The following is a 24,345-nucleotide window of genomic DNA, read 5'->3' as shown; positions in this document are numbered from 1 at the left end:
CCAGCGCACCAGCCGGGACGATCCGGCTCAACCGGCGCCGAGCGGGCTGTGGAGGACGCGTCAGCCGACGTACTCGAGGGAGCGCGGGCGCTGGCCCTCGCCGAACTCGATCTCGCGGGCCACCGGGCCGGAGAGGTCGAGGGCCAGGTCGGGCGCCAGGACCAGCAGACTCTGCCCGTCGACGGGGGAACCCACCAGCGAGCGGACCGGGCCGTTGAGGTTGGCGATGCTCTCGAGGCTCGTGGGAGCGCCGTCGACCGCGACCGAGCGCACCTCCCACAGCTCGCCAGCCACGCCGGTCAGCACGGCGAGGCTGGTCGGCGAGCGCCAGGCGATGTCCTTGATGGTCTGGGCCTCGGACGCGGCGCCCAGGATCACCTGGGCCTCCGTGGCGCCGCGGACGTCTCCGCGTGGCCGGTGCCGGATCCGGCTGACGACGAGCTCGTCGCCCTCGGGGCGGGCCAGGACGGCGACCAGGCGGGAGCCGTCGCGGGAGACCAGGAACGAGCGGACGGTCTCTCCCGTGATCCCGGGGACGTCCAGGCTGCGCAGGCGACCGTCCTCGTAGTAGCGGACCCGGGCGCCGTCGGCACGGCGGTCGACCAGCCAGATCCGGTCGGTGAAGTCCCAGGCCGGCTCGAGCAGGTCGGCCCCGCGGTCGAGGATCCCCCGGGGCTCGACGTCACCGGCGCCGACCGGGGCGACCACGACGGAGCCGCTGGTCGTGACGCCCGCGGCGGTACTGCCGTCGAGGCTGACGGCCGCGGACCGCAGGGCGATCTCGCCGGTCCCGAAGAGGCCGGTGACCGGGTCGAGGGCCTCGGGGATCCCCGCGACCAGGCGTCCGTCGCGGACGCCGAAGACGATCGCGCTCGCGCCGGGTACGGCGGGGTCGAACTCCTCCCCCAGGCCGACCGGGAACCGTCCCTCGTCGCTGCCGGGGGGCTGGACCAGCTCGCCGTCGACCGTCACCCGCACCGACCGGATGCCGACGACCTGGCGCAGCGTCGCGGCGAGCTGCACGACCATCAGCCGCTCGCTCTCGGGCGGCTGCTGCCCGACGTCGCTGAGGGACACGTCCGCGACCCCGTCGGAGGACACCGGCACCGAGAGGTCGCCGAGCCGGGCGCCGGCCGGGAAGAAGCTGCGCGAGCTGGTGCCCATGTCGGCGCCGGGCCCGTCCAGCAGCCCCTCGACCAGCCGGGTCGCCAGGGCGCCGTCGTTGGCGACGAAGACCGGCTCCGGCACCAGGATCCGGGCGCTCGGGTCGAAGAAGGACAGCGACAGCCGGCGGAAGCGCGACTCGAACCACGACTCGGGGACCACGAGGGCGTCCGGGGCGTCGGAGATGCGCCACTCGCCCTGCTCCAGCTCCAGCCCGAAGCGCAGGTCGAGGTCGGAGCCGCCGAGCGACCCGCGCCAGGCGCCCCGCGAGTCGAAGCGGTTGGCGCCGTCGAGCATCCGGACGCTGACGACCTCGCTGCCGTCGATGGCCGGCGAGCGGTCGCCGTACGTGATGGTCTCGCGCTCGGGTCGCCAGGACGCCCGTGCCTCGGGTGTGAGGAACTCGGCGGCGGAGGTCGTCTGGATGGGCACCGCGGTCATGGCGTCCAGGAAGCCCTTGACGATCTCGGAGCGCGACGCGTCCGGGAGCGGCGGGAGCGGGTCGTACTTCACCCCGGTGCTCTCCGGCGTGGTCCGGCTGCCGTCGGTCTCGACGACCGGCCCGGTCTCGGGCAGGCTCACGCACCCGGTCGCGGCCAGGGCGAGCACGGCCGCGAGCAGGAGCGCGGTGGCGGGGCGTCTCATGTCACGGGCTCCTTGGCGTCGGCGGGGACCAACGGGAGCGGGCTGCGGCGCAGCGGGGCGTTGACCCGGCGCGGCAGGGTGAGCCGGAACTGGGCGCCCTCCCCCGGCCGTCCCCAGGCCTGCAGCCAGCCCCCGTGCAGGTGGGAGTCCTCCAGCGAGATGGACAGCCCGAGGCCGGTCCCGCCGCTGGTGCGGGCGCGGGCCGGGTCGGCGCGCCAGAACCGGTTGAAGACCAGCGCGGACTCCCCCGGGCCCAGGCCGATCCCGAAGTCACGGACGGTGATCGCCGCCGCGTGGTCGTCCCCGGCCACCTGCACGACGATCTCCTCGCCGCGACCGGTCTCGGCGTGGTCGATGGCGTTGGTGATCAGGTTGCGGACGACGCGCTCGATCCGCCGGGCGTCGGCCTCGGCCAGGCACGGGTGGTCCGGAGCCCGTACGACGACCCCCACGTCCCGCTGCTCGGCCAGCGGGCGGGTGGCCTCGACCACCCGGTGCGCGACGTCGACCAGGTTGATGTCCTCGGCGTCCAGCACGGCCGCGCCCGCGTCGAAGCGGCTGATCTCGAGCAGGTCGACCAGCAGCGTCTCGAAGCGGTCCAGCTCGGTCTGGAGCAGCTCGGCGGCGCGTGAGCTGACCGCGTCGAAGTCGTCGCGGGCGTCGTACAGGACGTCGCCGGCCATCCGCACCGTGGTGAGGGGCGTGCGGAGCTCGTGGGAGACGTCGGAGACGAACCGGTGCTGGACCCGGCTGAGCTCCTCCAGCTGGCGGATCTGGCGCTGCAGGTTGCTGGCCATCTGGTTGAACGAGGTCGCGAGTCGGGCCAGGTCGTCCTCGCCCGTGACCCGGAGCCGCTCCTGCAGCCGGCCCGCGGCGAGCCGCTCGGCCACCCGGCGGGCCATCCGGATCGGGGTGACCACCTGGCGGGTGACCAGCCAGGTGACGCCGGCGACCAGGACCAGGAGCAGCACGGCCGCGGTCAGCAGCGCCCGGGTCACCAGCGCGAGCGTCTCCTGCTGCTCGTCGAGCGGGAACAGGAAGTACAGGGTGTAGGTGCCGCCGTCGGCGACCAGCGTCACCTGGGTGCCGACCACGATGCCGGGCTCCTCGCTCAGCTCCGTCCCGGCGGAGTCGAGGGTCCGGATCGTCGTGTAGGTCCAGGCCGTGGCCGCCGGCTCCTGGAAGTGGCTCTCCAGGCTGGTCGGCACGCTGCCGGTGTCGAGGCCCGGCGAGGAGCGGGTGCCGCGCTGGGCGATCCGGCCGGTGTTCTCGCCGATCGGGCCGGCCAGCACGACCGCGAACCCCCGGGTCAGGCCGCGCTGGATGATCGGGTCGATCAGCTCGGCCTGCTGGGCCGTGGCGTCGACGTCCGTGCCGGGCACCGAGCCCAGGCGGGTCTCGGCGTCGGCACGCTCGGTGTCGGCCTCGGCGACGACCGCGTCCACGCGCTGGTCGAGGAGACCCTCACGGGTCTGCTGGAGCAGGAACCAGCCGACGCCCCCCACGACCGTCGCGGACAGCACGAGGGTGGAGGCCACCACCCGCGCCTGGATCGAACGACGCCAGAAGGTGAGCCCGCGCCGGAGGCCCGGCGGCATGCCGAGCGCGAGCCGGGACACTAGGGCATGTCTCCTGAGTCCTGGCCGTCGCGAGCGTCGTCCCTGGGAGTGCCTGGCAAGGCGGAGGAGGGAGACATGACGGAGTCATGGCGACCGACGACAACGCCGTCCAGGTGCCCCAGGGACGGCGCGCAGCAGGCCATGGACTCGGGAGACATCCCCTAGGCCGCCGTCATCACTGGTTGCCCGCCTTGTAGCCGACGCCGCGGACGGTGACGACGATCTCGGGGTTCTCGGGGTCGTGCTCGACCTTGGAGCGCAGTCGCTGCACGTGCACGTTGACCAGCCGGGTGTCGGCGGCGTGGCGGTAGCCCCAGACCTGCTCCAGCAGCACCTCGCGGGTGAAGACCTGCCACGGCTTGCGGGCCAGGCAGACCAGGAGGTCGAACTCGAGGGGGGTCAGGCTGATCGGGACACCCGCCCGCGCCACCGCGTGGCCCGCGACGTCGATGACCAGGTCGCCGATCGTCAGGGTCTCCTGCGGAGTGGTCTCGTAGCGGCGGACCCGGGCCCGGATCCGGGCGACCAGCTCCTTGGGCTTGAACGGCTTGACGACGTAGTCGTCGGCCCCGGACTCGAGGCCGACGACGACATCGACGGTGTCGCCCTTGGCGGTGAGCATCACGATCGGGACCCCCGACTCCGCGCGGATCTCCTTGCAGACGTCGATGCCGTCCTTGCCCGGGAGCATCAGGTCCAGCAGCACCAGGTCGGGGCGGTAGTCGCGGAACTCGCCGAGGGCCTGGTCGCCGCGCACGCACATGCGGCTGTCGAAGCCCTCCTGACGCAGGACGATCGTCAGCATCTCCGCGAGGGACGCGTCGTCGTCGACGACGAGGACGCGTCCCTTGGTCGCGTAGTCGCTGGGCGGGCTGCTCGGCTGCCCCTGGGGCAGTCCGGCAGCCCCGCCGGAGGGCTGGCTCATGGCATCAATCCTGCCACCACGAGCCTCGGAGGCACTCAGTAGCGGTACTGCTCCGTCTTGTACGGGCCCTCGACCGGGATGCCGAGGTACGACGCCTGCGACTCCGAGAGGGTCGTGAGCTTGACGCCGAGGGCGTCCAGGTGGAGCCGGGCGACCTCCTCGTCGAGGTGCTTGGGCAGCACGTAGACGCCGGTCGGGTACTCCTCGGTCTTGGTGAAGATCTCGATCTGCGCCAGGACCTGGTTGGTGAAGGAGTTCGACATCACGAACGACGGGTGGCCGGTCGCGTTGCCGAGGTTCATCAGGCGCCCCTCGGACAGCATGATGATCGCGTTGCCCGACGGGAAGGTCCAGACGTCGACCTGCGGCTTGACGTTCTTGCGCACGGCGACGCCCTCGGCCTCGAGGCCGGCCATGTCGATCTCGTTGTCGAAGTGGCCGATGTTGCCGACGATCGCGTTGTGCTTCATCTTCGACATCTGCTCGACCGACACGACGTCCTTGTTGCCGGTCGCGGTGATGATGATGTCGGCGGTGCCGACGACGTTGTCGAGGGTGTCGACCTGGTAGCCGTCCATCGCCGCCTGCAGCGCACAGATCGGGTCGATCTCGGTGACGATGACCCGGGCACCCTGGCCGCGCAGCGACTCCGCACAGCCCTTGCCGACGTCGCCGTAGCCGCAGACGACCGCGACCTTGCCGCCGATGAGGACGTCGGTGGCGCGGTTGATGCCGTCGATGAGCGAGTGCCGGCAGCCGTACTTGTTGTCGAACTTCGACTTGGTGACCGAGTCGTTGACGTTGATCGCCGGGAAGAGCAGCGTGCCGTCGCGCATCATGTCGTAGAGGCGCAGGACACCGGTGGTGGTCTCCTCGGTGACGCCCTTGATCGAGTTGGCGATCGGGGTCCAGTGGTCGGTGTTCTTCGCGAGCACCTCGTTGAGGACCTCGAAGATGATCCGCTGCTCACCGCTGGTGGCCGTCGCCGGGTCGGGCGCCTGACCGGTCTTCTCGGCCTGGACGCCGAGGTGGACGAGCAGGGTCGCGTCGCCACCGTCGTCGAGGATCATGTTCGGGAGCGTGTCGCCGGGCCAGTCGAGGATCTGCTGGGTGCACCACCAGTACTCCTCCAGCGTCTCGCCCTTCCAGGCGAAGACCGGGACGCCCTGCGGGTCCTCGGGGGTGCCGTTCGGGCCGACGGCGATCGCCGCGGCGGCGTGGTCCTGGGTGGAGAAGATGTTGCAGGAGGCCCAGCGGACCTCGGCGCCGAGCGCCACCAGCGTCTCGATGAGGACGGCGGTCTGGATCGTCATGTGCAGCGAGCCGGCGATCCGGGCGCCGGCGAGGGGCTTGTCGGCCCCGTAGCGCTCGCGCATCGCCATCAGGCCGGGCATCTCGTGCTCGGCGAGCTGGATCTCGGTGCGGCCGAAGTCGGCCAGGCTGAGGTCGGCGACCTTGTAGTCCATCGGTGCTCCTGGGGTGGTATAGCGGCGGTTCGCGTCCTCCGAGATTAGAACGGCCGTGCGCTCAACGAGGAATCCTCGTGGCTGCGTCCAGGCGAGCGATCAGCCGCTCTCCCCGACCGGCCAGGTCCTCCCGGTCGGGCGCGCCCGCGAGGTGCAGGTCGCCGTCGAGGTTGAGGACGGCGACCCGGGCCGCCGCGCCGTACGCCGCGGCGGCGGCCGCCACGTCGGCCAGGAGCGGCGCGCTGCCGAGCCGGGCCAGCTCCGCGAGCAGGGGGATGGCGTCCTCCACCACGGCCAGGATGTCGGCGCTGGTGCCGGCGGCTGCGACCGCCGCGGCGGCGAGGTCGTCGGAGCGGCTCCGCCAGGCGGCGACCAGCCGGGCCGAGGCGGCCCCGTCGGCGGCCACCAGCTTCAGCGAGCGACGCCGGAGCGCGTCCGCGGCGTCGCGGACGCCCGCGAGGTCGGCCCCGTCGCGCGACGGGTACGACGCGACCTTCCCCACCAGCGCCGAGCCGAGGCCGAGCATGACGGCCGCCGCCGCGCCGCCGCCGGGGTCCGCCCCGGGAGCGGCGAGCCGGTCGAGCCAGGCGTCCAACGGCTCCACGGCTGCCTCCTCGTGTGTCAGGTGGTGGTTCGTCACCCGATTCCTAGCACGGATCGGTCAGTGGGCCGGGGCGTGCGCCTTCTTGCCGAACGGCTGCAGGGTGACCACGGCGAGGACCGCGAGACCGACCGCCAGGCCCAGGATCGCCGAGGCGACCGTGTTGACCAGCCAGCCCAGCACGCCACCGAGGGCACCCGTGGCGTGGCGGACCTCCTCCTCGAGGTGGTGGACGAAGTCGTACGGCGCGTGGAAGCCCAGGTCGTCGAGGCCGACCAGCTCGATGTGACCGCCCACCCAGAGCATCGCGGCCGTGCCGACGACCGAGATCACGTTCAGGATGTGGGGCATGGCCGTCACCATGCCGCGCCCGATCCGCTGGGACGCCGCGGATGAGCGCTCGGCGAGGTGCAGGCCGATGTCGTCGATCTTCACCAGCAGCCCGACCACGCCGTAGACCACGACGGTGATGACGAGGGCGACGACCACCAGGATCGCGGCACGGGCCCAGAACGACTCGTCGGCGACCTCGTTGAGGGCGATCACCATGATCTCGGCCGACAGGATCAGGTCGGTGCGGACCGCCCCGGCCACCATCGTCTTCTCGGCCTCGGGGCCGGACGCCGCCACCGGGGCGGCGTGGTGCTCGTGGCCGCGGACCTTGCCCCAGACCTTGTGGGCGCCCTCGTAGCAGAGGAACGCGCCACCGGCCATCAGGATCGGGGTGAGCAGGCCGGGGAGGAACTGGCTGAGCAGCATCGCCACCGGCAGGATGATCAGCAGCTTGTTGCGGATCGAGCCGATGGCGATCCGCTTGATCATCGGCAGCTCGCGGTCGGCGGTGACGCCGTGGACGTACTGCGGGGTCACCGCGGTGTCGTCGACCACCACGCCCGCAGCCTTCGCCGTCGCCCGGCCGGCGGCCGCGCCGACGTCGTCGATCGAGGCCGCGGCGAGCCGGGCGATCGCGGCGACGTCGTCGAGCAGCCCGAAAAGGCCCGCGCTCACCGCGAGGCTCGGTCGGAGGTGGCGTCAACAGGCTCAGGCATGGCCCGAAGCGTAGCGGCGTCCTCGACGGCCGCGCTGATGACGTCGGTCTCGGCCTTCGCGTTGACGGTGGCGTGCGCCTCCTTCACCCGCCGCTCGGCGTACCCGAGCGGGTCGACGAGGTGGTTGAGGCGCGAGGCCAGCGGGCCCCAGGCGAGCAGGAAGGAGAGGGCGACCGACGCGGCGACGGTGACCAGCAGGGCGAAGGTCCCGTGGTCGGCGGCCCAGTCGGGGTAGCCGGCGTACGACGCGCCCTTCACGGCGAACCCGTGGAAGAGGTAGACCACCAGGGTCCAGGCGCCCATCCGGGTGAACCAGCCACCCACCCGCGGGACCACGGCGAGGAAGGCCCAGGCCCCCAGGGTGCCGACGAGCAGCACGCCCGCCCGGATGGCGAACGCCCGGGGGTCGCTGACGTCGAACTCGTCGTAGCGGGCGCGGTAGTAGAGCCACTCGGTGGCCGCCCAGCGGTCAGTCCAGGTCGTCAGGACCCAGATTGCGGCCAGCACCACCACGCCGGTGATCCGGACCGCCGGCGCCCGCAGCCGCTCCAGCCGCTCGGGGGTGGCCGACAGGCCCATCACGAAGAAGGGCAGCAGGCCCAGGACGCGGGCCAGGTCCAGGGTGTCACCGGCGTACAGGCCGGCGACCAGGCTGATCGCCAGCGCGACCGGCAGCGCCCCCGGGATCGCCTTGAAGACGGGGGTCACGAGTCGCCAGAAGAACAGCGCCGCGAGGTACCACATCGGCCAGTGCGGGTCCTTGAACAGGTCCTGCAGCTGCTCGCCGCCCACGTGGATGCGGAACAGCGCGATCGCGCACTCGAAGACGACGTACGGCACGACGACGGTGCGCACCAGCTGCCACATCCGCCGGCGCTCCCAGCTGAAGGAGCGCGAGAGGTAGCCGGTGACCAGGACGAACGCCGGCACGTGCCAGGCGTAGAGGAAGTCGTAGAGGTGGTTGTTGAAGGCCGTCGTCGGCAGCAGCGTCAGCGCGTGGCCGACCACCACGAGGGTGACCAGGGCCATCTTGGCGTTGTCGAACCAGGGGTCCCGGGTCCGGGTCGCGGGCTGGGCTGGGGACGTCGCGTGCACGGGTCCAGTGGTACCCGCTGGACCTGTGGATCAGTCCTCGACGAGGCCCAGCCGGAGGTACTCGCTCGCGTAGGTGCCGGTCAGCAGCAGCGAGGCGTAGCGGGCGACCTCGCTGGGGGCCTCGGTCGTCACCGTCTCGACCCGGACGCCCCGCGACGTCGCGGTCGCCTGGAGGCGTCCGCGCTGCTCGCGGACCACCGGGTCCTCGGCGCCGTCGTCGAGCACCAGCAGCGTCGGGCGCAGCTCGCCGCCCTCCCCCGCGAACGGGTCGTCGAAGACGTCGCGCGGGCGGGCCGCCTCGAGCACCGGCAGCAGGTGCTCGGCGTCGCCGGCCAGGGCGGTGCGGCCGCTCACCCGGCGGATCGACTCCGCCACCCGGCGAGCGGCCCGGGCGGCCAGCACCGAGCCACCCCAGACCAGGGGGTTGGCGTCGGCCAGGGCGATGGCCAGCACCTTCGCCGGGTTGACCGCGATGTCGCGGTGCGGCGAGCAGCTGGTCGCGACCTCGTCGAGCGCGGTCGCCACCTGCTCGGGGTCGGCGGCCGGACCGAGGGAGACCCGGTCGAGGAAGGTCAGCATCGCCACCGCGGTGGCGAGCTGGTCGGCCGTCGCGGTCGGCAGGATGGTGCTCCACCGGCCGGCGGCGTGCTCGCCGACCAGCGAGGTCGGCGGGCAGGCGACGACCACCTGGCAGCCCCGCCGTACGGCCTCCGCGACGGCGGAGGCGGTGCCGCTGTCGGAACCCTCCGGGGCCAGCACGACCACCAGGTCGAGGCTGCCGGCCCAGCCGGGCAGGGCGGGCCCGGGCCAGGCGACGAACGGCACGGGGCACCACGGCTCGAGCACCGCCCGCAGCAGGCGCGAGTCGGGGCCGGCGGCGATCACCGCGCGGGGTCGGGCCTCGGAGAGGCTGCGCGAGACGGCCTCCTCGATCGCCTCGGCGGCTGCGCCGACCTCGCGGCGCACCCGGGCGCCGGACTCCGCCAGCGTGCGCAGCCGGAGGTCGGCCGCGCCGAGGGCCGTCTCGTCGTCCAGTCGGGACTCGTCGAACCAGGTCGCCATCCTCGTCGCCGCGCTCAGGCCGGCGTGCGGGCTTCGTCGACGAGCAGCACCGGGATGCCGTCGCGGACCGGGTAGGCCAGGCCGCACTCGCCCTGACAGACGAGCTCGTCGGCCTGGGGCGCCAGCTGGCCGCGGCACTGCGGGCAGACGATGATCGCCAGCAGCCCCGGGTCGAGGGACGCGGCGCTCATCGGGCGGCCCGGATCTTCGTCAGGACCTCGTCGCGCACGGATGCCATCGTGGCCTCGTCCTTCCCCTCGGCGTTCAGCCGGAGCAGCGGTTCGGTGTTGGACGGCCGGACGTTGAACGTCCAGTCCGCGTGGGACACCGTAAGCCCGTCGAGGCGGTCGGTGGTCACCCCGGGGCGTACGCCGTACTCCTCCTCGAGGGCAGCCATCACGCCGACCTGGTCGGCGACCTCGGAGTTGATCTCGCCGCTGACCGGGTAGCGCTCGTACGACGCCAGCAGCGCCGACAGTGGCCGATCGGTCTCGGCCAGCGCGGCCAGGGCGTGCAGCGCGGCCAGCATCCCGGAGTCGGCGCGCCAGAAGTCGCGGAAGTAGAAGTGACCGCTGTGCTCGCCGCCGAAGACCGCGTCGGTCTCGGCCATGGTGGCCTTGATGAACGAGTGCCCGACCCGGGTGCGCACCGGGGTGCCACCCAGCTCGGTGACGATCTCGGGGACCGCCCGTGAGGTGATCAGGTTGTGGATGATCGTGGCGCCCGGCTCCTTGGCCAGCTCGCGGCTCGCGATCAGCGCCGTCAGGGTGGACGGCGAGACCGCGCGGCCCTCCTCGTCGACGAGGAAGCAGCGGTCGGCGTCGCCGTCGAACGCGAGACCGACGTCGGCCCCCTCCTCGAGCACCCGCGCCTGCAGGTCGCGGAGGTTCTCGGCGTCGATCGGGTTGGCCTCGTGGTTGGGGAAGGTGCCGTCGAGCTCGAAGTACATCGGCACCACGTCCACCTGGTCGGACCCGAGCCGCTCGAACACCGCCGGGGCGGTGTGGCCGGCCATCCCGTTGCCGGCGTCGACGACGACCTTCAGCGGCCGCCCCACGACCGGCGCCAGGGTGAGCAGGTGGGCGGCGTACGCCTCGAGGACGTCGTGCTCCGAGACCTCGCCGGTCGGCCCGGACACCGGCTGGGGCGACACGACCAGGTCGCGGATCTCGGCCAGCCCCGTCTCCAGCCCGATCGGTACGGCGTGCGCGCGACACATCTTGATCCCGTTGTACTGGGCCGGGTTGTGGCTGGCGGTGAACATCACGCCCGGGTGGCCGAGGTGGCCGGAGGCGAAGTAGAGCTGGTCGGTCGAGGCCAGCCCGATCAGGATCACGTCGGCCCCCGCGGCCGTGGCGCCCTCGGCGAACGCGCCGGCCATGCCGGGCGAGCTGGGCCGCATGTCGTGGCCCACCACGACCGTGGTGGCGCCGACGACCTGGACGTACGCGCGGCCGGTCGCGCGGGCCAGCTCCTCGTCGATCTGGTCGGGGACCGTGCCCCGGACGTCGTAGGCCTTGAAGATCGCGTGGACGTTGGCGGGGTCGAGGGTGTCGGCCATGGCGCTGACCCTAGCGGGGCGGACAGCCTTCCGAGTCGGCACCACGGGTGCGGGCTCGGCGGGTCCGCCGGGTCAGTCGGTCGAGAGGACGCGGAGGTGTCCCTTGCGGCCGGTCTCGCGGCCGGTCTCCTCCGTGGGGAGCGGACGCACCGGCGCGATCGGCCGGGCCGCCTCGCGGACGGCGTCGGCCAGGGCGAGCAGGTCGTCGTTGGACGGCCCCTGCGCGGAGGTGTCGGGCGCGAGCCGGAGGACCTCCCACCCGCGCGGGGCCGAGAGCCGCTCGGAGTGGGTGTCGCAGAGGTCGTAGGCGTGCGGCTCGGCGTACGTCGCGAGGGGGCCGAGGACGGCGGTCTGGTCGGCGTACACGTACGTCAGCGTGTTGACCGCAGGACGGCCGCACGCGGTGCGCGAACAACGACGGGTGGGGCTCACGCGGCAGACGCTACCTCCCGCCCCGATCCCGCCCGATTAGGCTCGCGGCGTGGAGAGACCTCGCCGTACCCGGGACCGTCGCGGCCGGGGCATGCGCGGCCCTGGCGTCCGGCCGGAGCACCCCGGCACCCCGGCCCTGCGCACCAAGCGGGAGCGCTTCGACGACCTGGTCCTCGGCATCGTCACCGAGGTCGACGGGCGCTGGCAGGACCGTCTCGGGCTGGTCGAGTACGCCGTCGAGGACGCGCCGCAGGTGCCCGACGACTGGGACACCGGGACCGTGCCGCTGTCGTCGCTGGTGCGCGGCACGGGGGGCGCCCCGACCCGTCTGGTGCTCTTCCGCCGGCCGATCGAGCACCGCTGCGAGACCCGCGGCGACCTGGAGGCGCTGGTGCTGACCCTGGTGGTCGAGCAGGTCGCCGAGCTGCTCGGCATCGACGCCTCCGAGGTGGACCCCCGATACCAGGGCGACGACTAGTGGGAGCCACCCCGGACGACCTCGCCGCCACCTACCTGCGCGCGCTGGCGACCGCGGACGTCGACCTGGTCGTCGGCCTGTTCGTCGAGGACGGCGTCGTCCACTCGCCGCTGTACGGACCGCTCCCGCCCCGGGAGTTCTACCCGGCGCTGTTCGCGGACACCAGCCGGGCGAACCTGACCCTGCGGTCGGTGATGAGCGGGACGGACACGAGCGGCCGGGCGACGGTGAGCTTCTGGTTCCACTTCGACTGGCGCCTGCCCTCCGGGGTCGCGGCACCGTTCGAGGTGGTGGACGTCGCCACCCTCGACGCCGAGGGGTTGATCGAGGAGCTGCGCATCGTCTACGACACCGTCGAGGTGCGTCCCGCGTTCGAGGCCGAGGTCGGACACCCCTCCTGGCGAGCGCCCCGCCCCTGAGCGGTGGCCCTCAGGGCAGGCCCGGCGCGACCTGCGGAACCAGACCGGCGGTGGTCAGCTCGTGCAGCCGGACCACGGCGGCGCCCTGGCCGGTGACCAGCACCGCGCCGAGGACCGAGGCCCGCCGCGGCTCGACCTCGACCTGCACGGCCTCCTCGGGCAGGTCGAGGGTGCCGCCGGCGCCGGGCGTGACGTCGAGGGTCTCGCTGGCCACCTCGCGACCGGCCGCGTCGCGCGCGACCACGACGACCACCCCGACCGCCGAGGCGTCGGCGAGCTGCAGCCGCTTGCGGCCCTCCGGCAGCACCGCGACGGTACGACGGCGCACCGGGACGGCCGGCACGGCGTGCGAGATGTCGCGCCGTACGACGCTGCGCAGCGAGGCGGTCACCGGACCGGTCGCGCTGACCTGGACGCCGTACGTGCCGTCGGCCGTGGCGGCCGCCAGCTCGGCGGAGAGCGCCACCCGGGCGGTGGACCCGGGCGCGATCCGGACCTCCTGCAGCCCCTGGGGCGCGAAAACGGAGTCGGCCGTCACGAACCGCAGCTCCGCACGCAGCTCGTCGGCGCCGGGGTTGGCCAGCACCAGGGTCCGGCGGCCGGCCCCTCCCGGCAGCCCCAGCAGGGTGCTGGTGGCCAGCGGCTCGGCCTGACCGCCGAGCCAGTCGGTGGTCGGCGTGGCCGAACCCAGCCGGTCGTCGCTGTCGGCGACCGAGACGGTGAGGCGACCGCGGGTCGTGGTCACCTGGAGAGCGAGCTCGCCCTCCTGCGGGATCGCCGCGGCCAGGTCCAGACGCCGGGTCTGGCCGCCGGGGACGAGCACGCCGCGCAGCGTCGGGGCGTCCACGACACCGGTGCTGCCGAGCACGACGACGTCGGCCACGGCCGGGCCGGCGGTGGGGTTGACGAGCTCGACCACCGAGGAGTGCCGAGCCCCCGCGCCAACGCCGGTGAACCACTGCTGGGCGCTCGGGAGCGGGCAGTCGGCCGCGGCCAGCGGGGCGGTGCCGCTGCGACCGGCGACCAGGCCGGGAGCGAGGTCGCCCGTGCCCCGGACGACCGTCGCATCCGGCGCCTCGACGCGCGCGGCGCGCCCCGCCTCGAGCTCGACCGGCTGGTCGCCCACCGTCACCTCGCCCCCGGTCTCGCCCCCGCTCAGCACCTGCACGTCACCCGCCCCGGGCAGCCCTGCCGGGCAGCCGAGGGTGGCGCTGGTGAGCCCGGTCGAGGTGGGCGGTCGGTCGGCCCGCTCGATCGGGTCGGTGCCGGCGACGAGCAGCAGCCCGACCGCCAGCACCGGCAGGAGCACGGCGAGCAGCACGGTCAGGTCGGGCCCGCGGCGGGCCGGACGGACGCGGCTGCGGCGACCGGGGACGGGAGCGTCGCTCACGGCTGCCTCCTCCGGTCGGTGGTGGGCGCGCAGAGCACCAGCACCACGAGGACCGCGAGGCCCTGCACGACCAGCAGCACGACCCGCAGCCAGGAGCGTGGTCCGTCGACGGCGTCGGGGTCGAGCGGCTGCTCGACGCGCCAGGCGCGGGTGCTGCGGTTCTCGGCGCTGGCCTGGACCAGGCCAGCGGTCGCGTCCAGGGAGCCCGCGATCTCGGGGTCGGCCGGGCTCGGCAGCACGACGTACTCGATCCCGCGGTCGGCGAGCGCGCTCACCTCGGCGTCGGTGGGGCGGGAGACCAGGGTCCGGACCACCCGCGTCAGCTCGGTGTCCTCGGCCGTGAGGGCCAGGACCTCGTCCTCGCCGAGCGTCACGCCGTCGTCGCGTCGTACGACGTAGTCGAGCCCGGTGGCGACGTCGCCGCGGACCACGAGGATGCCGTGCTCGGGGCCGGTCTCCGAGCTCTGGACCATGTAGGCGGGGATCCCGTCGTCGGCGTCGCCGGCCAGCTCGTCGTGGCCGGCGGCGAACCAGCCGAGCCCCACGAGCGGGACCACCGCGGCGCCGGCCGCGAGGAGGACGGTGAGCCCGCGGAGCACGGTCGGCCAGCCGTCGCGGCGGGCGGCGAGCACCAGACCCTGCCCGCCGAGGGTCGCCGCGACGACGAGGACGCCCTGGAGGACCAGCAGCGGGAGGCCGGTGGCGGCGGGCACCGACACCGCGGCCAGGTCGAGGGTGACCAGGGACAGCACGGCGGTGGTGGCCGCGGCGACCAGGGCGACCACCCAGCAGACGAGGACGGGGATCCGGGTCGCCCGTGGGAGCACGGCCAGAGCCGCGAGGACCGGGAGCACCAGCCCGGCCCAGGCGGGGGCCCCCAGCTCGTGGAAGCGTCCGGCCAGCAGGTCGACGCCGGACGCCGTCAGGCCGGGCAGCCGGCCGGCGTCGAGCAGCAGACCCTCCGCGGCGTGCTCCAGCACGGCCGGCAGCCACCAGGGGGCGAGGAGCACGGGGACGATCCCGACGGCGGTGGCCGGCGGCCCCCACACGGAGCGGTCGCGGACGGCCGAGCGGACCACCGCGGTGGCGGTCGCGACCACCACGAGGCCGACCACCACGGCCAGCAGCCAGGCCACGGGCGCGAAGGACGTCACCAGGGCCAGCAGCAGCCCGGTGCGCCAGGCGGCCCGCCAGCGCCGGTCGGCGTCGGGGTCGGCGAACCCGAGGGCGGCGTGCGCGAGCCAGGGCAGCAGCGCGGCCGCGACGACCAGGCCGAGGCGGCCGTCGCCCCAGGCCCCGCTCGTGACCGGCACCAGGGAGTACGTCGTCGCGCCCCAGAGGATCAGCCAGCGCGGCGCACCGCGCGGCGAGACCAGCCGGCCCACGACCCGGAGCAGCCGCCAGGCCCCCCAGAGCGCGAACGGGACGGCGAGGACCAGCAGCGCGGTGACGGCCGAGGCAGGACTGCCGAGCAGCAGGGTCGCCAGCAGTGCCAGCGGGAGGACGTAGCCGGGAGCCGGGACGGCGGTGCCGGTGCCGAGCGGCTGCCAGGTGGTCAGGTGCAGGTCCCACCAGTCGCGGGCGGCGTCCGGCGCCGGGGACAGCCCACCGCCGGACACCTCGCCGAGGACCGCCCGGGCCGCGACCAGGACGACCACCACGAACAGGGTCAGCGCCAGCGCGACCGGGTTCGTGAAGAAGCGCGCCACCAGCCCGGTGTCCTCGCCGAGCGCGTCCTCGTCGTCGACCGCCACCCGCCGGGCGGCGAACGACGACGGGTCGGCCTCGGCCTGCGCGGCCCGCCGGCGCTCCGCGACGTCGGCCGCCTGGTCGGTCGCGGCGGCGAGCAGGTCACCGAGGAAGTCCAGCCCGTGGCGGTAGGGCAGCCACCAGGGGGCGAGGAGGCGTCGTACCTGGTCGTGGTCGGCGACCCGGCCGGCGCGGCGCGCGCGACGCGCGGCGCGGAGGTCGCCGGGGTGGGAGTAGACCGACACCAGGGCCGCGAGCTCGTCGAGGGCCTGCCCGACCGATCGGACGAGCAGGAACCCGACCATGCGCAGCACGGTCCCGAGCGCCAGTCGGACCACCTGGAACGGCAGCGCCCGGCCGGGCGCGTTGGCCAGCAGCGTCCAGATCGCGGCCCGGCGCTCCTGGTAGTGCGTGTGCCGTCCGGTCAGCGGCGTACGACGGACCCCGCGGTGGGCCGCCTCGGCGTGGAAGACCACCGCCTGCGGGACGATCAGCGTGCGGTGGCCGGCCTGCGCGGCGCGCCAGCCCAGGTCGAGGTCGTTGCCGAACATCGGCAGCTGCGGGTCGAGCCCGCCCAGGCCCTCGAGCACCGACCGGCGCACCAGCAGGCCGGCGGTGTTGACCGCCAGCACCGTGCGGACCTCGTCGTGCTGGCCCTGGTCGTACTCGCCGCGCTCGAGACCGGTCTCGCGGCGACCGGTGGCCGAGATGGTGACGCCCAGCTCCAGGAGCCGGCGCAGCGAGGGCCACTCGCGCAGCTTGGGCCCGAGCAGGTCGGCACCCGGGTCCTCGTCGGCGGCGGCCAGCAGCGCCTCGAGGCAGGTCGGGTCGGGGTTGCTGTCGTCGTGGAGCAGCCAGACCCACTCGGGTCCGTCGGGACCGAGGGCGTCCAGCCCCAGCCGGACCGCCTCCGGGTAGGACGTCGCGCCGCCGACACGTCGTACGTCGTCGAAGGCGAGGTCCAGCAGCCCCGGGCTCTCGTCCTTGCTGCCGGTGTCGATCGCCACCACCCGCTCGACCGGAGCGGTCTGGCTGCGGATCCCGTCGATGACCGCGGGCAGCCACCGCGCGCCGTCGTGGCTGACCAGCAGCACGGCGACGGAACGAGGACCTGGCACGGTCCCCGACCCTAGAGGGTCCGCGAAGGGGGCCGAAAATGAGAGAAGGCCCCGGTCACATCGACCGGGGCTCCCTCTCTGGTGGTACTCAGACTGCGCGCTTCTTCAGCTTGCGCCGCTCCCGCTCGGAGAGACCGCCCCAGATGCCGAACCGCTCGTCGTTCATCAGTGCGGACTCCAGGCACTCGTCGCGCACATCACAGGTGAGACAGACCTTCTTGGCCTCCCTCGTCGATCCTCCCTTTTCGGGGAAGAACGCTTCGGGGTCGGTCTGAGCGCACAGCGCGCGCTCCTGCCACCCCGCCTCTTCCTCGGCGTCTCCGTCGAGGAGAAAAAGTTCTCTCACGGCCCTCGCCCCTATCTTCGTCGACCCAGCGACCACACTGGTGGAATTACATGCCTGTCGTACCCACTAAGTCAAGCGCGCATCTGGTATGGCCGGCGGCGGTCCCGGCGCCGTACGGGACGGCGCGGTGAGGGAGAGTAGGCCCATGCAGAACATCACGGTCCTGTCCGGGGGCATGGGGGGCGCTCGCTTCCTGCAGGGGCTCCTCCACGGCATCGCCTCCGGCGCCCTGCCCGGTGTCTCTCCCGACGCGCGCGTGAGCGTGGTCGCGAACACCGCCGACGACATCTGGGTGCACGGCCTGAAGGTCTGCCCCGACCTCGACACGGTGATGTACACCCTCGGCGACGGCATCGACCTCGACCGCGGCTGGGGCCGCCGCGAGGAGACCTGGAGCGTCAAGACCGAGCTCGCCGAGTACGGCGTGGAGCCGACCTGGTTCGGCCTCGGCGACCGCGACGTCGCGACCCACCTGGTCCGCACGCAGATGCTCGAGGCGGGCTACCCGCTCTCGCAGGTGACCGAGGCGCTCTGCCGCCGCTGGCAGCCGGGCGTCCGCCTCCTCCCGATGACCGACGACCGCGTCGAGACCCACGTGGCGATCCCCGACCCCGACTCCCCCAGCGGCCGCCGGGTCGTCCACTTCCAGGAGTACTGGGTGCGTCTGCGCGCCTCCGTCCCGGCCGAGACCGTCCTGTTCGTCGGGCTGGAGGACTCGACGCCCGGCCCGGGGGTCGTCGAGGCGATCGCCGGGGCCGACATGGTCGTGCTGCCGCCGTCCAACCCGGTCGTCAGCGTCGGCACCATCCTGGGCGTCCCCGGCATCCGCGAGGCGGTCGCCGCGACGAGCGCGCCCGTGGTCGGCCTCTCCCCCATCGTCGGCGCGAGCCACGTGCGCGGCATGGCCGAGCAGATGCTGACCTCGATCGGCGTCGAGGTCAGCGCCGCCGCCGTCGGTCTCCACTACGGCGCACGCAGCGCCGGCGGCGTCCTCGACGGCTGGCTGGTCGACGAGCGCGACGCCGACCAGCTGGACCGGCTGCACGAGGCCGGGCTGGCCGCGGCCGCCGTACCCCTGATGATGACCGACCACGACGCGACCGCCGCGATGGCGGCCGCGGCGGTGGAGCTGGTCCGCCGGTGAACCGGCTGGAGGTCCTGGCCCCCGACGGCGTACCGGAGGTGCGCGCAGGCGACGACCTGGTCGCATTGCTGCTGGCCGCGCTCGATCCGCGTGACGGCGACGTCCTGGTCGTCACCAGCAAGGTCGTGAGCAAGGCCGAGGGCCGGGTCCGCACCAGCGACCGGGACGAGGCGCTGGCCGGCGAGACGGTCCGGGTCGTGGCCCGGCGCGGACCGACCACGATCGTCCGCACCCGCCACGGCCTGACCATGGCCGCGGCCGGCATCGACGCCTCCAACGTCGAGCTCGGCTCGATCGTGCTCCTCCCCCTCGACCCCGACGCCTCGGCCCGGGCGCTGCGGGCCGGCGTCCACGAGCGGACCGGCCGCACCGTCGGCGTCGTCGTCACCGACACCGCCGGGCGGGCCTGGCGCGAGGGGCAGACCGACATCGCCGTCGGCGCCGCCGGTCTGCTGGTCGCCGAGGAGTACGCCGGCCGCACCGACCCGCACGGCAACCCGTTGGCCGTCACGGCACCCGCCGTCGCCGACGAGCTCGCCGGCGCGGCCGAGCTCGCCCAGGGCAAGCTCGCCGGCCGCCCGTTCGCGCTGGTCCGCGGGCGCGCCGACCTGGTGCTGCCCGCGGGCGAGGACGGGCCCGGCGCCCGCGCCCTGGTCCGGCCCGAGGGCGGCGACCTGTTCGGGTACGGCGCCCGCGAGGCCGTGATCCGCGCGCTGGCCGGCGACCCGGCCGACCGGGCCCCGTTCGGGGCACCCGCGAGCGCCGACGAGCTGGCGGCCGCGCTGCTGCTCGTGACCGGCGCCGAGTCCCGTCCGCAGGACGGCGAGCTGCGGATCGCCGTACCCGCCGGACCGGAGGTCGCCGCGCTCGCGTTCGCCCACGGCTGGGAGGTCCTGGCGGACCAGGACTCGGCCGTTGCACGGCTCCGACCGCTCAGTCCGTAGACTCTGCCGCTGGACACCGCCGGGCGCCCTTCGCGGGGAACGCGGCTGCCGTCACCGTACCCACCCGACCGCGAGGAATGCTCAGCCGTGGCCAAGACCCCGAAGTCCGCCAAGTCCGACCGTCAGGCGGTCATCGACGAGATTCGCAAGAAGCAGAAGGGCGCCGAGAAGCGCCGCGGCTTCGCCATCGTCGGTGTCTGCGCGGTGATCGCGCTGCTCATCATCGGCGCCGCCGCCTACGGCCCCCTGAAGGACAAGTGGGACGAGCGGGCCTACTCCGACGTCGCCCTCGACGAGATCGGCGCCGCCGCCGACACCTGCCAGAAGGTCACGACGGTCAGCGCGGAGGGCTCGGGCGACCACGTCCCCGAGACCCAGCAGGTCACCTACGACCACTCCCCGCCGGCCTTCGGCTCCCACTGGAACGCGATCGGCTCGCCCGCCCCGTTCGAGCGGAAGTTCTACACCAAGGAGGACCGGCCCGAGCTGGAGTCGCTCGTGCACAACCTCGAGCACGGCTACAACATCATCTGGTACGACGACACCATCGCGAAGGACGGCGACGCGATGGACGAGCTGCGCGCGATCGCCGCGAAGTACCAGGGCACCGGCAACTTCCGCCAGAAGGTCATCGTCGCGCCGTTCACGGCCGAGGACGACAAGGAGAGCGGCGGCGAGTTCCCGAAGGACACCCACGTCGCCTTCACCCACTGGTCCGTCGGCGGCGCCGGCGAGACCGACACGACCAAGCAGGTCGGCGTCTGGCAGTACTGCGGTGACGTCTCGGGTGCCGCCTTCGAGAAGTTCACCCTCGACTACCCCTACCTCGACTCCCCCGAGCCGAACGTCCAGTAGGACGTTCCTCGGTCCGGTACACGGCCTCGGTGGCGCTGCCACCGGGGCCGTGTTCCGTTGGCGGCGGCCATAGGCGGCGCAGCTGTAACGCGATGTTCGCCGCACTAGGTACGCGCTGCAGCGCGTACCTAGTGCGGCGAACATCGCGTTACAGCAAGCCCGGCCCGCACCCCATCCGGGCAGGGGACCCGCCTCAGGTCAGGTCGGCCCGCCCGCTCTCCTTCAGCGCGGCCACGATCTGCTTGACCTCCTGGGCCCGGGCCCGGGTGGTGACGAGTACGGCGTCCTCGGTGTCGACGACGACGACGTCGTCGAGGCCGACCACGGCGATGGTCCGGCCGGTGCGTGGGACGACGAGGCCGGTGGAGTCGAGGGCGTGGACGAGGGCGTCGTCGCCGAGGACGGTGGTGGCGACCGAGGGGTCGGCGAGCAGGGTGGCGAGCGAGTCGAAGTCGCCGATGTCGTCCCAGCCGAACGAGGCGGGGACGGTGACGACCCGGCCGGCCGCGGCCGCAGGCTCGGCGACGGCGTGGTCGAGGGCGATCTTCGGAAGCCGCGGCCAGGCCTCGTCGAGCTGCGAGGGGTCGGCGGCGATGGCGCGCAGCTCGGCCGCGAAGGCCGGGTCGCCCTCGGCGAGCAGGTCGAGCAGGACTGTGGGGCGGACCACGAACATGCCGGCGTTCCAGCGGTAGCGCCCGGTCGCCAGGTAGCTCTCGGCGACCTCCGTCGAGGGCTTCTCGACGAACTCGACCACCCGATAGGTGCCGTCGTGGCCGTCGAGGCCGTCACCGAGGTGGATGTAGCCGAAGGCCGAGGACGGGAAGGTGGGGTCGATCCCGAGGGTGACCAGCCAGCCGTCACGCGCGGCCGCCGTCGCGGTGGCGACTGCGGCGCCGAAGGCGGCCTGGTCGGCGATCACGTGGTCGGCGGCGAACGAGCCCATCACGGCGTCGGGGTCGGAGCGCTCCAGCAGCGCGGCGGCCAGGCCGATCGCCGCCATCGAGTCGCGCGGCGAGGGCTCGGCGAGGATCGAGCCGTCCTCCAGCCGGTCCAGCTGGTCTGCGACCGCGTCGCGGTGCGCGGCGCCGGTGACGACCAGGAACCGGTCACCCACCAGCGGCGCCAGCCGGTCGTACGTCTCCTGGAGCAGCGAGCGCCCGCTGCCCGTGAGGTCACGCAGGAACTTCGGCGACGACGACCGGGACAGCGGCCACAGCCGGGTGCCGGCTCCGCCGGCGGGGATCACCGCCCAGAAGCCGTCGATCGCGGTCACCGGGTCGCTGGCGCTCGTCATGGCGAGGAGCCTAGGGGTACGGCGCCGTGAGGACCCGCCTAGCCTGGCCGGTGTGACCACCTTCTCCCACCTGCTCGCGGACCTGCTCCGCCGCGACCCCGGCCGCCCCCTGGTGACCTTCTACGACCACGCCACCGACGAGCGGGTCGAGCTGTCGGTGACGACCTACGCGAACTGGGTCGCGAAGGCCGCGTCGCTGCTCGTGGAGGAGCACGATCTCGAGCGCGGGGACCGGCTGCGGGTGGACCTGCCGGCGCACTGGCTCGGGCCGGTCTTCTTAGGCGCCGCCTGGACGGCGGGCCTGGTCGTGACCGACGCCGATGACCCGGACGCGGTGGTCTGCGGGCCAAACACGCTCGATCGCTGGGCCCCGCGCGCCGACGAGCTGCCGGTGCTGGCCTGCTCGCTGCGGCCGATGGGCGTCCGGTTCGCGGAGGCCCTTCCTGCGGGCGTCCACGACGTGGGCGTCGACGTCTGGTCGCAGCCGGACTCGTTCATCCCCTGGGACCCGGCCACCGGCGAGGACGACGCCCTCGCGTGGGCCGACGGCACCACCACCCAGGCCGAGCTGTGGGAGGCGGCCGCCGCCGGGAGTCACCTCACCGACGGCGGCCGCCTCCTGTCGGAGGCGAACCCGGCTTCCCCACCGGGGATCGCCTCCTTCGCCGAGCCGCTCGCGAGGAGCGGCTCGTTGGTCCTGGTCGCGCGCGCCGTGCCGGAGCGGCTCGAGACGACGTACGTCGCCGAGCGGGCCACGGCACGCTTCCCACGCACCGCCGACCAGGACTGATCGTGGACCGGGCGGGCGTCAGCCCACCAGGTCGTAGGCGTTGGCCCCCGCCCCGATGAGCTGACGGGCCGCGACCCCGGTCGTGGCTCCCTTCAGCAGGTAGAGCCGGCCGGTCGCGGGCTCGCGCACCACGACGTCGGTGTGCCCGGTCAGGGTGACGTTCGAGATGCCGACGACCCAGTCGTAGGCCCTGACGTTGCCGCCCGCGACGGCTCGCACCGCCGTCAGCCCGCCGGGCCCGTTCCCCGCCATCGAGTAGAGCTTCGTCCCCCGGCGGATCAGGGTGTCGGGAGCGCCGTCGGCATCCCAGCGACCGGCGCCGACCTGCTGGGTGGCGCTGATGCCCTTGTAGGCGACGTACGGCGCGGCCAGCGCGGCGGCACCGCGTCCGGGCCAGATCCACATCTTGCCCTGGTACTGACCCATCAGGTCCGGGAAGCCGTCCCCGGTCATGTCCCCGACCGCGGTGACCAGCGTGACGCCCTTGAAGGCCTTCCCGGCCAGCCGCACCTTCTTGGGGAACTTGCCTCGGCCGTCGCCCAGGAACAGCACCACGACACCGTTCTTGCGCCGCATGATCACGTCGCCGTACCCGTCGCGGTTCCAGTCGCCGCCCTTGAGGAGCAGGTTGGCCCGCGACACGTTGATCCCGGTGGCGATGGGCTTGCCCATCGACGTCTTGCCGGCCTTGCTCAGCCGCATCGGCCAGACGACCATCTGCTTGTCGGAGGCCCGTCGTACGACGAGGTCCGGCTGGGCGGTGCGGGCCAGGTTGGACTCGAGCTCACGCCCGCTCCACCCCTGCTGGGCCGCTGCCGCCAGCGCCCGGATCTTGGGGATCTGGGCGTAGAGGTACTTGCCCGGGCAGGCGGTCGAGCCCGCGTCGCGGTGCCCGTTGATCGCCTGGAAGGTCTTCGAGCCGACGACCTGGCGGGTCGAGGCGGCCGAGACCCCGTGCAGGGAGAGCTTCCAGGCGAAGAGCGCGCCGTACGCCTGGACCATCGCCGAGCTCGGCTGGGTCACGTCGTAGTTGCCGATCGCCGACATCGCGAACGAGTAGTCGTTGTAGCCCAGGGTGTGCGCCCCGACCACGGGCCGGTCGACACCGCCCGCGCGGCCCTCCCAGATCCGGCCGAACCGGTCGACGAGGTAGTTGTAGCCGACGTCGCTCCAGCCCCGGGACTTGGTGTGGTACGCGTAGATGCTGCGCAGGATGCCAGGCACCTGCGCCCGGGTGTAGTTGTTGGCGTTGACCGTGTGGTGCACGAAGCCGGCGTGCACCTCGTAGTAGCGCAGCGAGCCCTTGTCGCGCAGCCGCTCGTCGGCACCCCACTGGGCCCGCGAGTAGATGGTCGGCCTCGGGGTGTACTTCGCGGCCTGCAGCTTGATGCCGTCCTCGGCACCTGCCTCCGGGTCGACCTCCGGGTCGGTCGCCGGGTCGGTGGCCGGCTCGTCCAGCGTGCCGGTGTCGATGGCCGCCTTCTCCCGCTCCTGGCCCGTCGCGACGCCCGGGTCGACGACCGCGAGCTTCAGGTCGGCGGGAAGGGTGGCGGCGGCCGACGTGACCTGGACCTGGACCTGGTCGACGTCGCCGACGATCAGCTCGTCGGTGCCCGGCCGGGCCCGCCGGCCCTCGCGGCTGTCGGGGTCGGGGGCGTGCTCGTCGTGGTAGACGAGCGGCTTCCACTCCGACCAGACGCCGTCGTCGAGCAGCCGGGCCTGGACGGTGATGGCGTCCTCGGCGATCTGGGTGCCGTGCGCCCAGGTGACGCCGACCGTGCCGTAGCCGGTGACGTCCTGCGGGAGGCTGACCAGGGTGGTCTTGCCCGCGGGCGCAGCGGTACGACGGGCCTGCGCCGTCGGCGTGGCCGTCGCCGCGCGGCCGGTGGCCCGACCCACGACGGCCGTGGCGGGCGCGGTCAGCGGGACCTCGTCGACCGTGGCCTCCACCGGACCGGTCGGCACCAGCGACGACTGGGCCGACTCCGCGGTGTAGGCCGCGAGCGCGCTCACCGGGGCGGCCGACGCGGACGTCCCGGGGTCGGTGTGGACCACGTCCAGCGTGACGACGCTGGCGGCGGGGGTGAGGACGGCGAGGACGACAGCGAGCGCCAGCAACTGCTGGCACGCAGTGACGAAACGGGTCTTGGAAGCAGGCATGCGGGGGTCCTTCTAGTGCGCGGGGAAGTTCACACGTGA

22 protein-coding genes are annotated in these 24,345 nt (G+C 73.7%); 6 read left to right on the top strand and 16 right to left on the bottom strand.

From position 1 onward, the window contains the following. Window positions 1-60: 60 nt before the first annotated feature. The 11 genes from BLT76_RS03105 to BLT76_RS03055 form a co-directional block, all read right to left on the bottom strand. Complete coding sequence (locus tag BLT76_RS03105) at window positions 61-1,809, bottom strand: LpqB family beta-propeller domain-containing protein (RefSeq protein WP_090850601.1); 1,749 nt, start codon at window positions 1,807-1,809, stop codon at window positions 61-63. Further along, a complete protein-coding gene (gene mtrB / locus BLT76_RS03100; RefSeq protein WP_244509222.1) occupies window positions 1,806-3,428 on the bottom strand; it encodes an MtrAB system histidine kinase MtrB in 1,623 nt (540 codons plus the stop codon). Before mtrB ends, BLT76_RS03105 begins: the two co-directional genes overlap by 4 nt. A gap of 175 nt (window positions 3,429-3,603) precedes the next feature. Beyond that, on the bottom strand, window positions 3,604-4,353 hold the full coding sequence (gene mtrA / locus BLT76_RS03095) for an MtrAB system response regulator MtrA (RefSeq protein ID WP_257024059.1): 750 nt from the start codon (window positions 4,351-4,353) through the stop codon (window positions 3,604-3,606). 35 nt (window positions 4,354-4,388) lie between these two features. Then, window positions 4,389-5,819: an adenosylhomocysteinase gene (ahcY, locus tag BLT76_RS03090; protein ID WP_090850599.1), complete on the bottom strand. Its 1,431-nt coding sequence runs from the start codon at window positions 5,817-5,819 to the stop codon at window positions 4,389-4,391. A 61-nt stretch (window positions 5,820-5,880) separates the two neighbouring features. Beyond that, a complete protein-coding gene (locus BLT76_RS03085) occupies window positions 5,881-6,423 on the bottom strand; it encodes a cyclodeaminase/cyclohydrolase family protein (RefSeq protein ID WP_170866916.1) in 543 nt (180 codons plus the stop codon). A 57-nt stretch (window positions 6,424-6,480) separates the two neighbouring features. Next, window positions 6,481-7,428: a DUF808 domain-containing protein gene (locus BLT76_RS03080; protein ID WP_090850595.1), complete on the bottom strand. Its 948-nt coding sequence runs from the start codon at window positions 7,426-7,428 to the stop codon at window positions 6,481-6,483. Further along, complete coding sequence (locus BLT76_RS03075; RefSeq protein ID WP_090850593.1) at window positions 7,425-8,564, bottom strand: acyltransferase family protein; 1,140 nt, start codon at window positions 8,562-8,564, stop codon at window positions 7,425-7,427. Before BLT76_RS03075 ends, BLT76_RS03080 begins: the two co-directional genes overlap by 4 nt. A 30-nt stretch (window positions 8,565-8,594) precedes the next feature. Next, window positions 8,595-9,626 carry an SIS domain-containing protein gene (locus BLT76_RS03070; RefSeq protein WP_090850591.1) on the bottom strand — a complete coding sequence of 344 codons (1,032 nt, stop codon included), beginning with the start codon at window positions 9,624-9,626 and terminating at the stop codon, window positions 8,595-8,597. Window positions 9,627-9,640: 14 nt separating this feature from the next. Then, complete coding sequence (locus tag BLT76_RS03065) at window positions 9,641-9,817, bottom strand: Trm112 family protein (RefSeq protein ID WP_090850589.1); 177 nt, start codon at window positions 9,815-9,817, stop codon at window positions 9,641-9,643. Continuing rightward, on the bottom strand, window positions 9,814-11,187 hold the full coding sequence (locus BLT76_RS03060; protein WP_090850587.1) for a phosphomannomutase/phosphoglucomutase: 1,374 nt from the start codon (window positions 11,185-11,187) through the stop codon (window positions 9,814-9,816). Before BLT76_RS03060 ends, BLT76_RS03065 begins: the two co-directional genes overlap by 4 nt. A gap of 72 nt (window positions 11,188-11,259) precedes the next feature. Next, on the bottom strand, window positions 11,260-11,619 hold the full coding sequence (locus tag BLT76_RS03055; protein ID WP_090850585.1) for a DUF3499 domain-containing protein: 360 nt from the start codon (window positions 11,617-11,619) through the stop codon (window positions 11,260-11,262). A gap of 49 nt (window positions 11,620-11,668) precedes the next feature. Between BLT76_RS03055 and BLT76_RS03050 the strand changes: the two genes are divergently transcribed. Beyond that, a complete protein-coding gene (locus BLT76_RS03050) occupies window positions 11,669-12,097 on the top strand; it encodes a metallopeptidase family protein (protein ID WP_244509221.1) in 429 nt (142 codons plus the stop codon). Then, the gene (locus BLT76_RS03045; protein WP_090850581.1) at window positions 12,097-12,516 is read left to right on the top strand and encodes a nuclear transport factor 2 family protein; all 420 of its coding nucleotides are present in this window, start codon (window positions 12,097-12,099) and stop codon (window positions 12,514-12,516) included. The genes BLT76_RS03050 and BLT76_RS03045 overlap by 1 nt, the downstream gene beginning before the upstream one ends. Before the next feature lie 10 nt (window positions 12,517-12,526). On the opposite strand, the gene BLT76_RS03040 is transcribed toward BLT76_RS03045, so the two are convergent. From BLT76_RS03040 to BLT76_RS03030, 3 genes are all read right to left on the bottom strand, one after another. Further along, window positions 12,527-13,906 (bottom strand): DUF5719 family protein, encoded by a 1,380-nt coding sequence (locus tag BLT76_RS03040; RefSeq protein ID WP_090850579.1) that lies wholly within the window; start codon window positions 13,904-13,906, stop codon window positions 12,527-12,529. Then, a complete protein-coding gene (locus BLT76_RS03035; RefSeq protein WP_090850577.1) occupies window positions 13,903-16,773 on the bottom strand; it encodes a glycosyltransferase family 2 protein in 2,871 nt (956 codons plus the stop codon). Before BLT76_RS03035 ends, BLT76_RS03040 begins: the two co-directional genes overlap by 4 nt. Before the next feature lie 88 nt (window positions 16,774-16,861). Then, window positions 16,862-17,119, bottom strand: a complete 258-nt coding sequence (locus BLT76_RS03030; RefSeq protein ID WP_090850867.1) for a WhiB family transcriptional regulator — start codon at window positions 17,117-17,119, stop codon at window positions 16,862-16,864. A 145-nt stretch (window positions 17,120-17,264) separates the two neighbouring features. On the opposite strand from BLT76_RS03030, the gene cofD reads away from it, so the two are divergent. From cofD to BLT76_RS03015, 3 genes are all read left to right on the top strand, one after another. Then, complete coding sequence (cofD, locus tag BLT76_RS03025) at window positions 17,265-18,263, top strand: 2-phospho-L-lactate transferase (RefSeq protein ID WP_090850575.1); 999 nt, start codon at window positions 17,265-17,267, stop codon at window positions 18,261-18,263. Next, window positions 18,260-19,207, top strand: a complete 948-nt coding sequence (cofE, locus tag BLT76_RS03020) for a coenzyme F420-0:L-glutamate ligase (protein WP_090850573.1) — start codon at window positions 18,260-18,262, stop codon at window positions 19,205-19,207. Before cofD ends, cofE begins: the two co-directional genes overlap by 4 nt. Before the next feature lie 87 nt (window positions 19,208-19,294). Then, window positions 19,295-20,062, top strand: a complete 768-nt coding sequence (locus BLT76_RS03015; protein ID WP_090850571.1) for a DUF3105 domain-containing protein — start codon at window positions 19,295-19,297, stop codon at window positions 20,060-20,062. A gap of 193 nt (window positions 20,063-20,255) precedes the next feature. On the opposite strand, the gene BLT76_RS03010 is transcribed toward BLT76_RS03015, so the two are convergent. Beyond that, complete coding sequence (locus tag BLT76_RS03010; protein WP_090850570.1) at window positions 20,256-21,356, bottom strand: mannose-1-phosphate guanylyltransferase; 1,101 nt, start codon at window positions 21,354-21,356, stop codon at window positions 20,256-20,258. Window positions 21,357-21,408: 52 nt separating this feature from the next. Here BLT76_RS03010 and BLT76_RS03005 point away from each other — a divergent pair, with 52 nt between their 5' ends. After that, entirely contained in the window at window positions 21,409-22,146 is a 738-nt protein-coding gene (locus tag BLT76_RS03005) for a TIGR03089 family protein (RefSeq protein WP_090850568.1), read from the top strand. A gap of 18 nt (window positions 22,147-22,164) precedes the next feature. On the opposite strand, the gene BLT76_RS03000 is transcribed toward BLT76_RS03005, so the two are convergent. Then, a complete protein-coding gene (locus tag BLT76_RS03000) occupies window positions 22,165-24,306 on the bottom strand; it encodes an N-acetylmuramoyl-L-alanine amidase (protein WP_139175392.1) in 2,142 nt (713 codons plus the stop codon). Window positions 24,307-24,345 lie beyond the last annotated feature (39 nt).

This window comes from Nocardioides lianchengensis, from assembly GCF_900101465.1.
Taxonomy (GTDB): Bacteria; Actinomycetota; Actinomycetes; order Propionibacteriales; family Nocardioidaceae; genus Nocardioides; species Nocardioides lianchengensis.
Note: the sequence above shows the minus strand (reverse complement) of the source record. Positions and strands in the feature narration are given on the sequence as shown.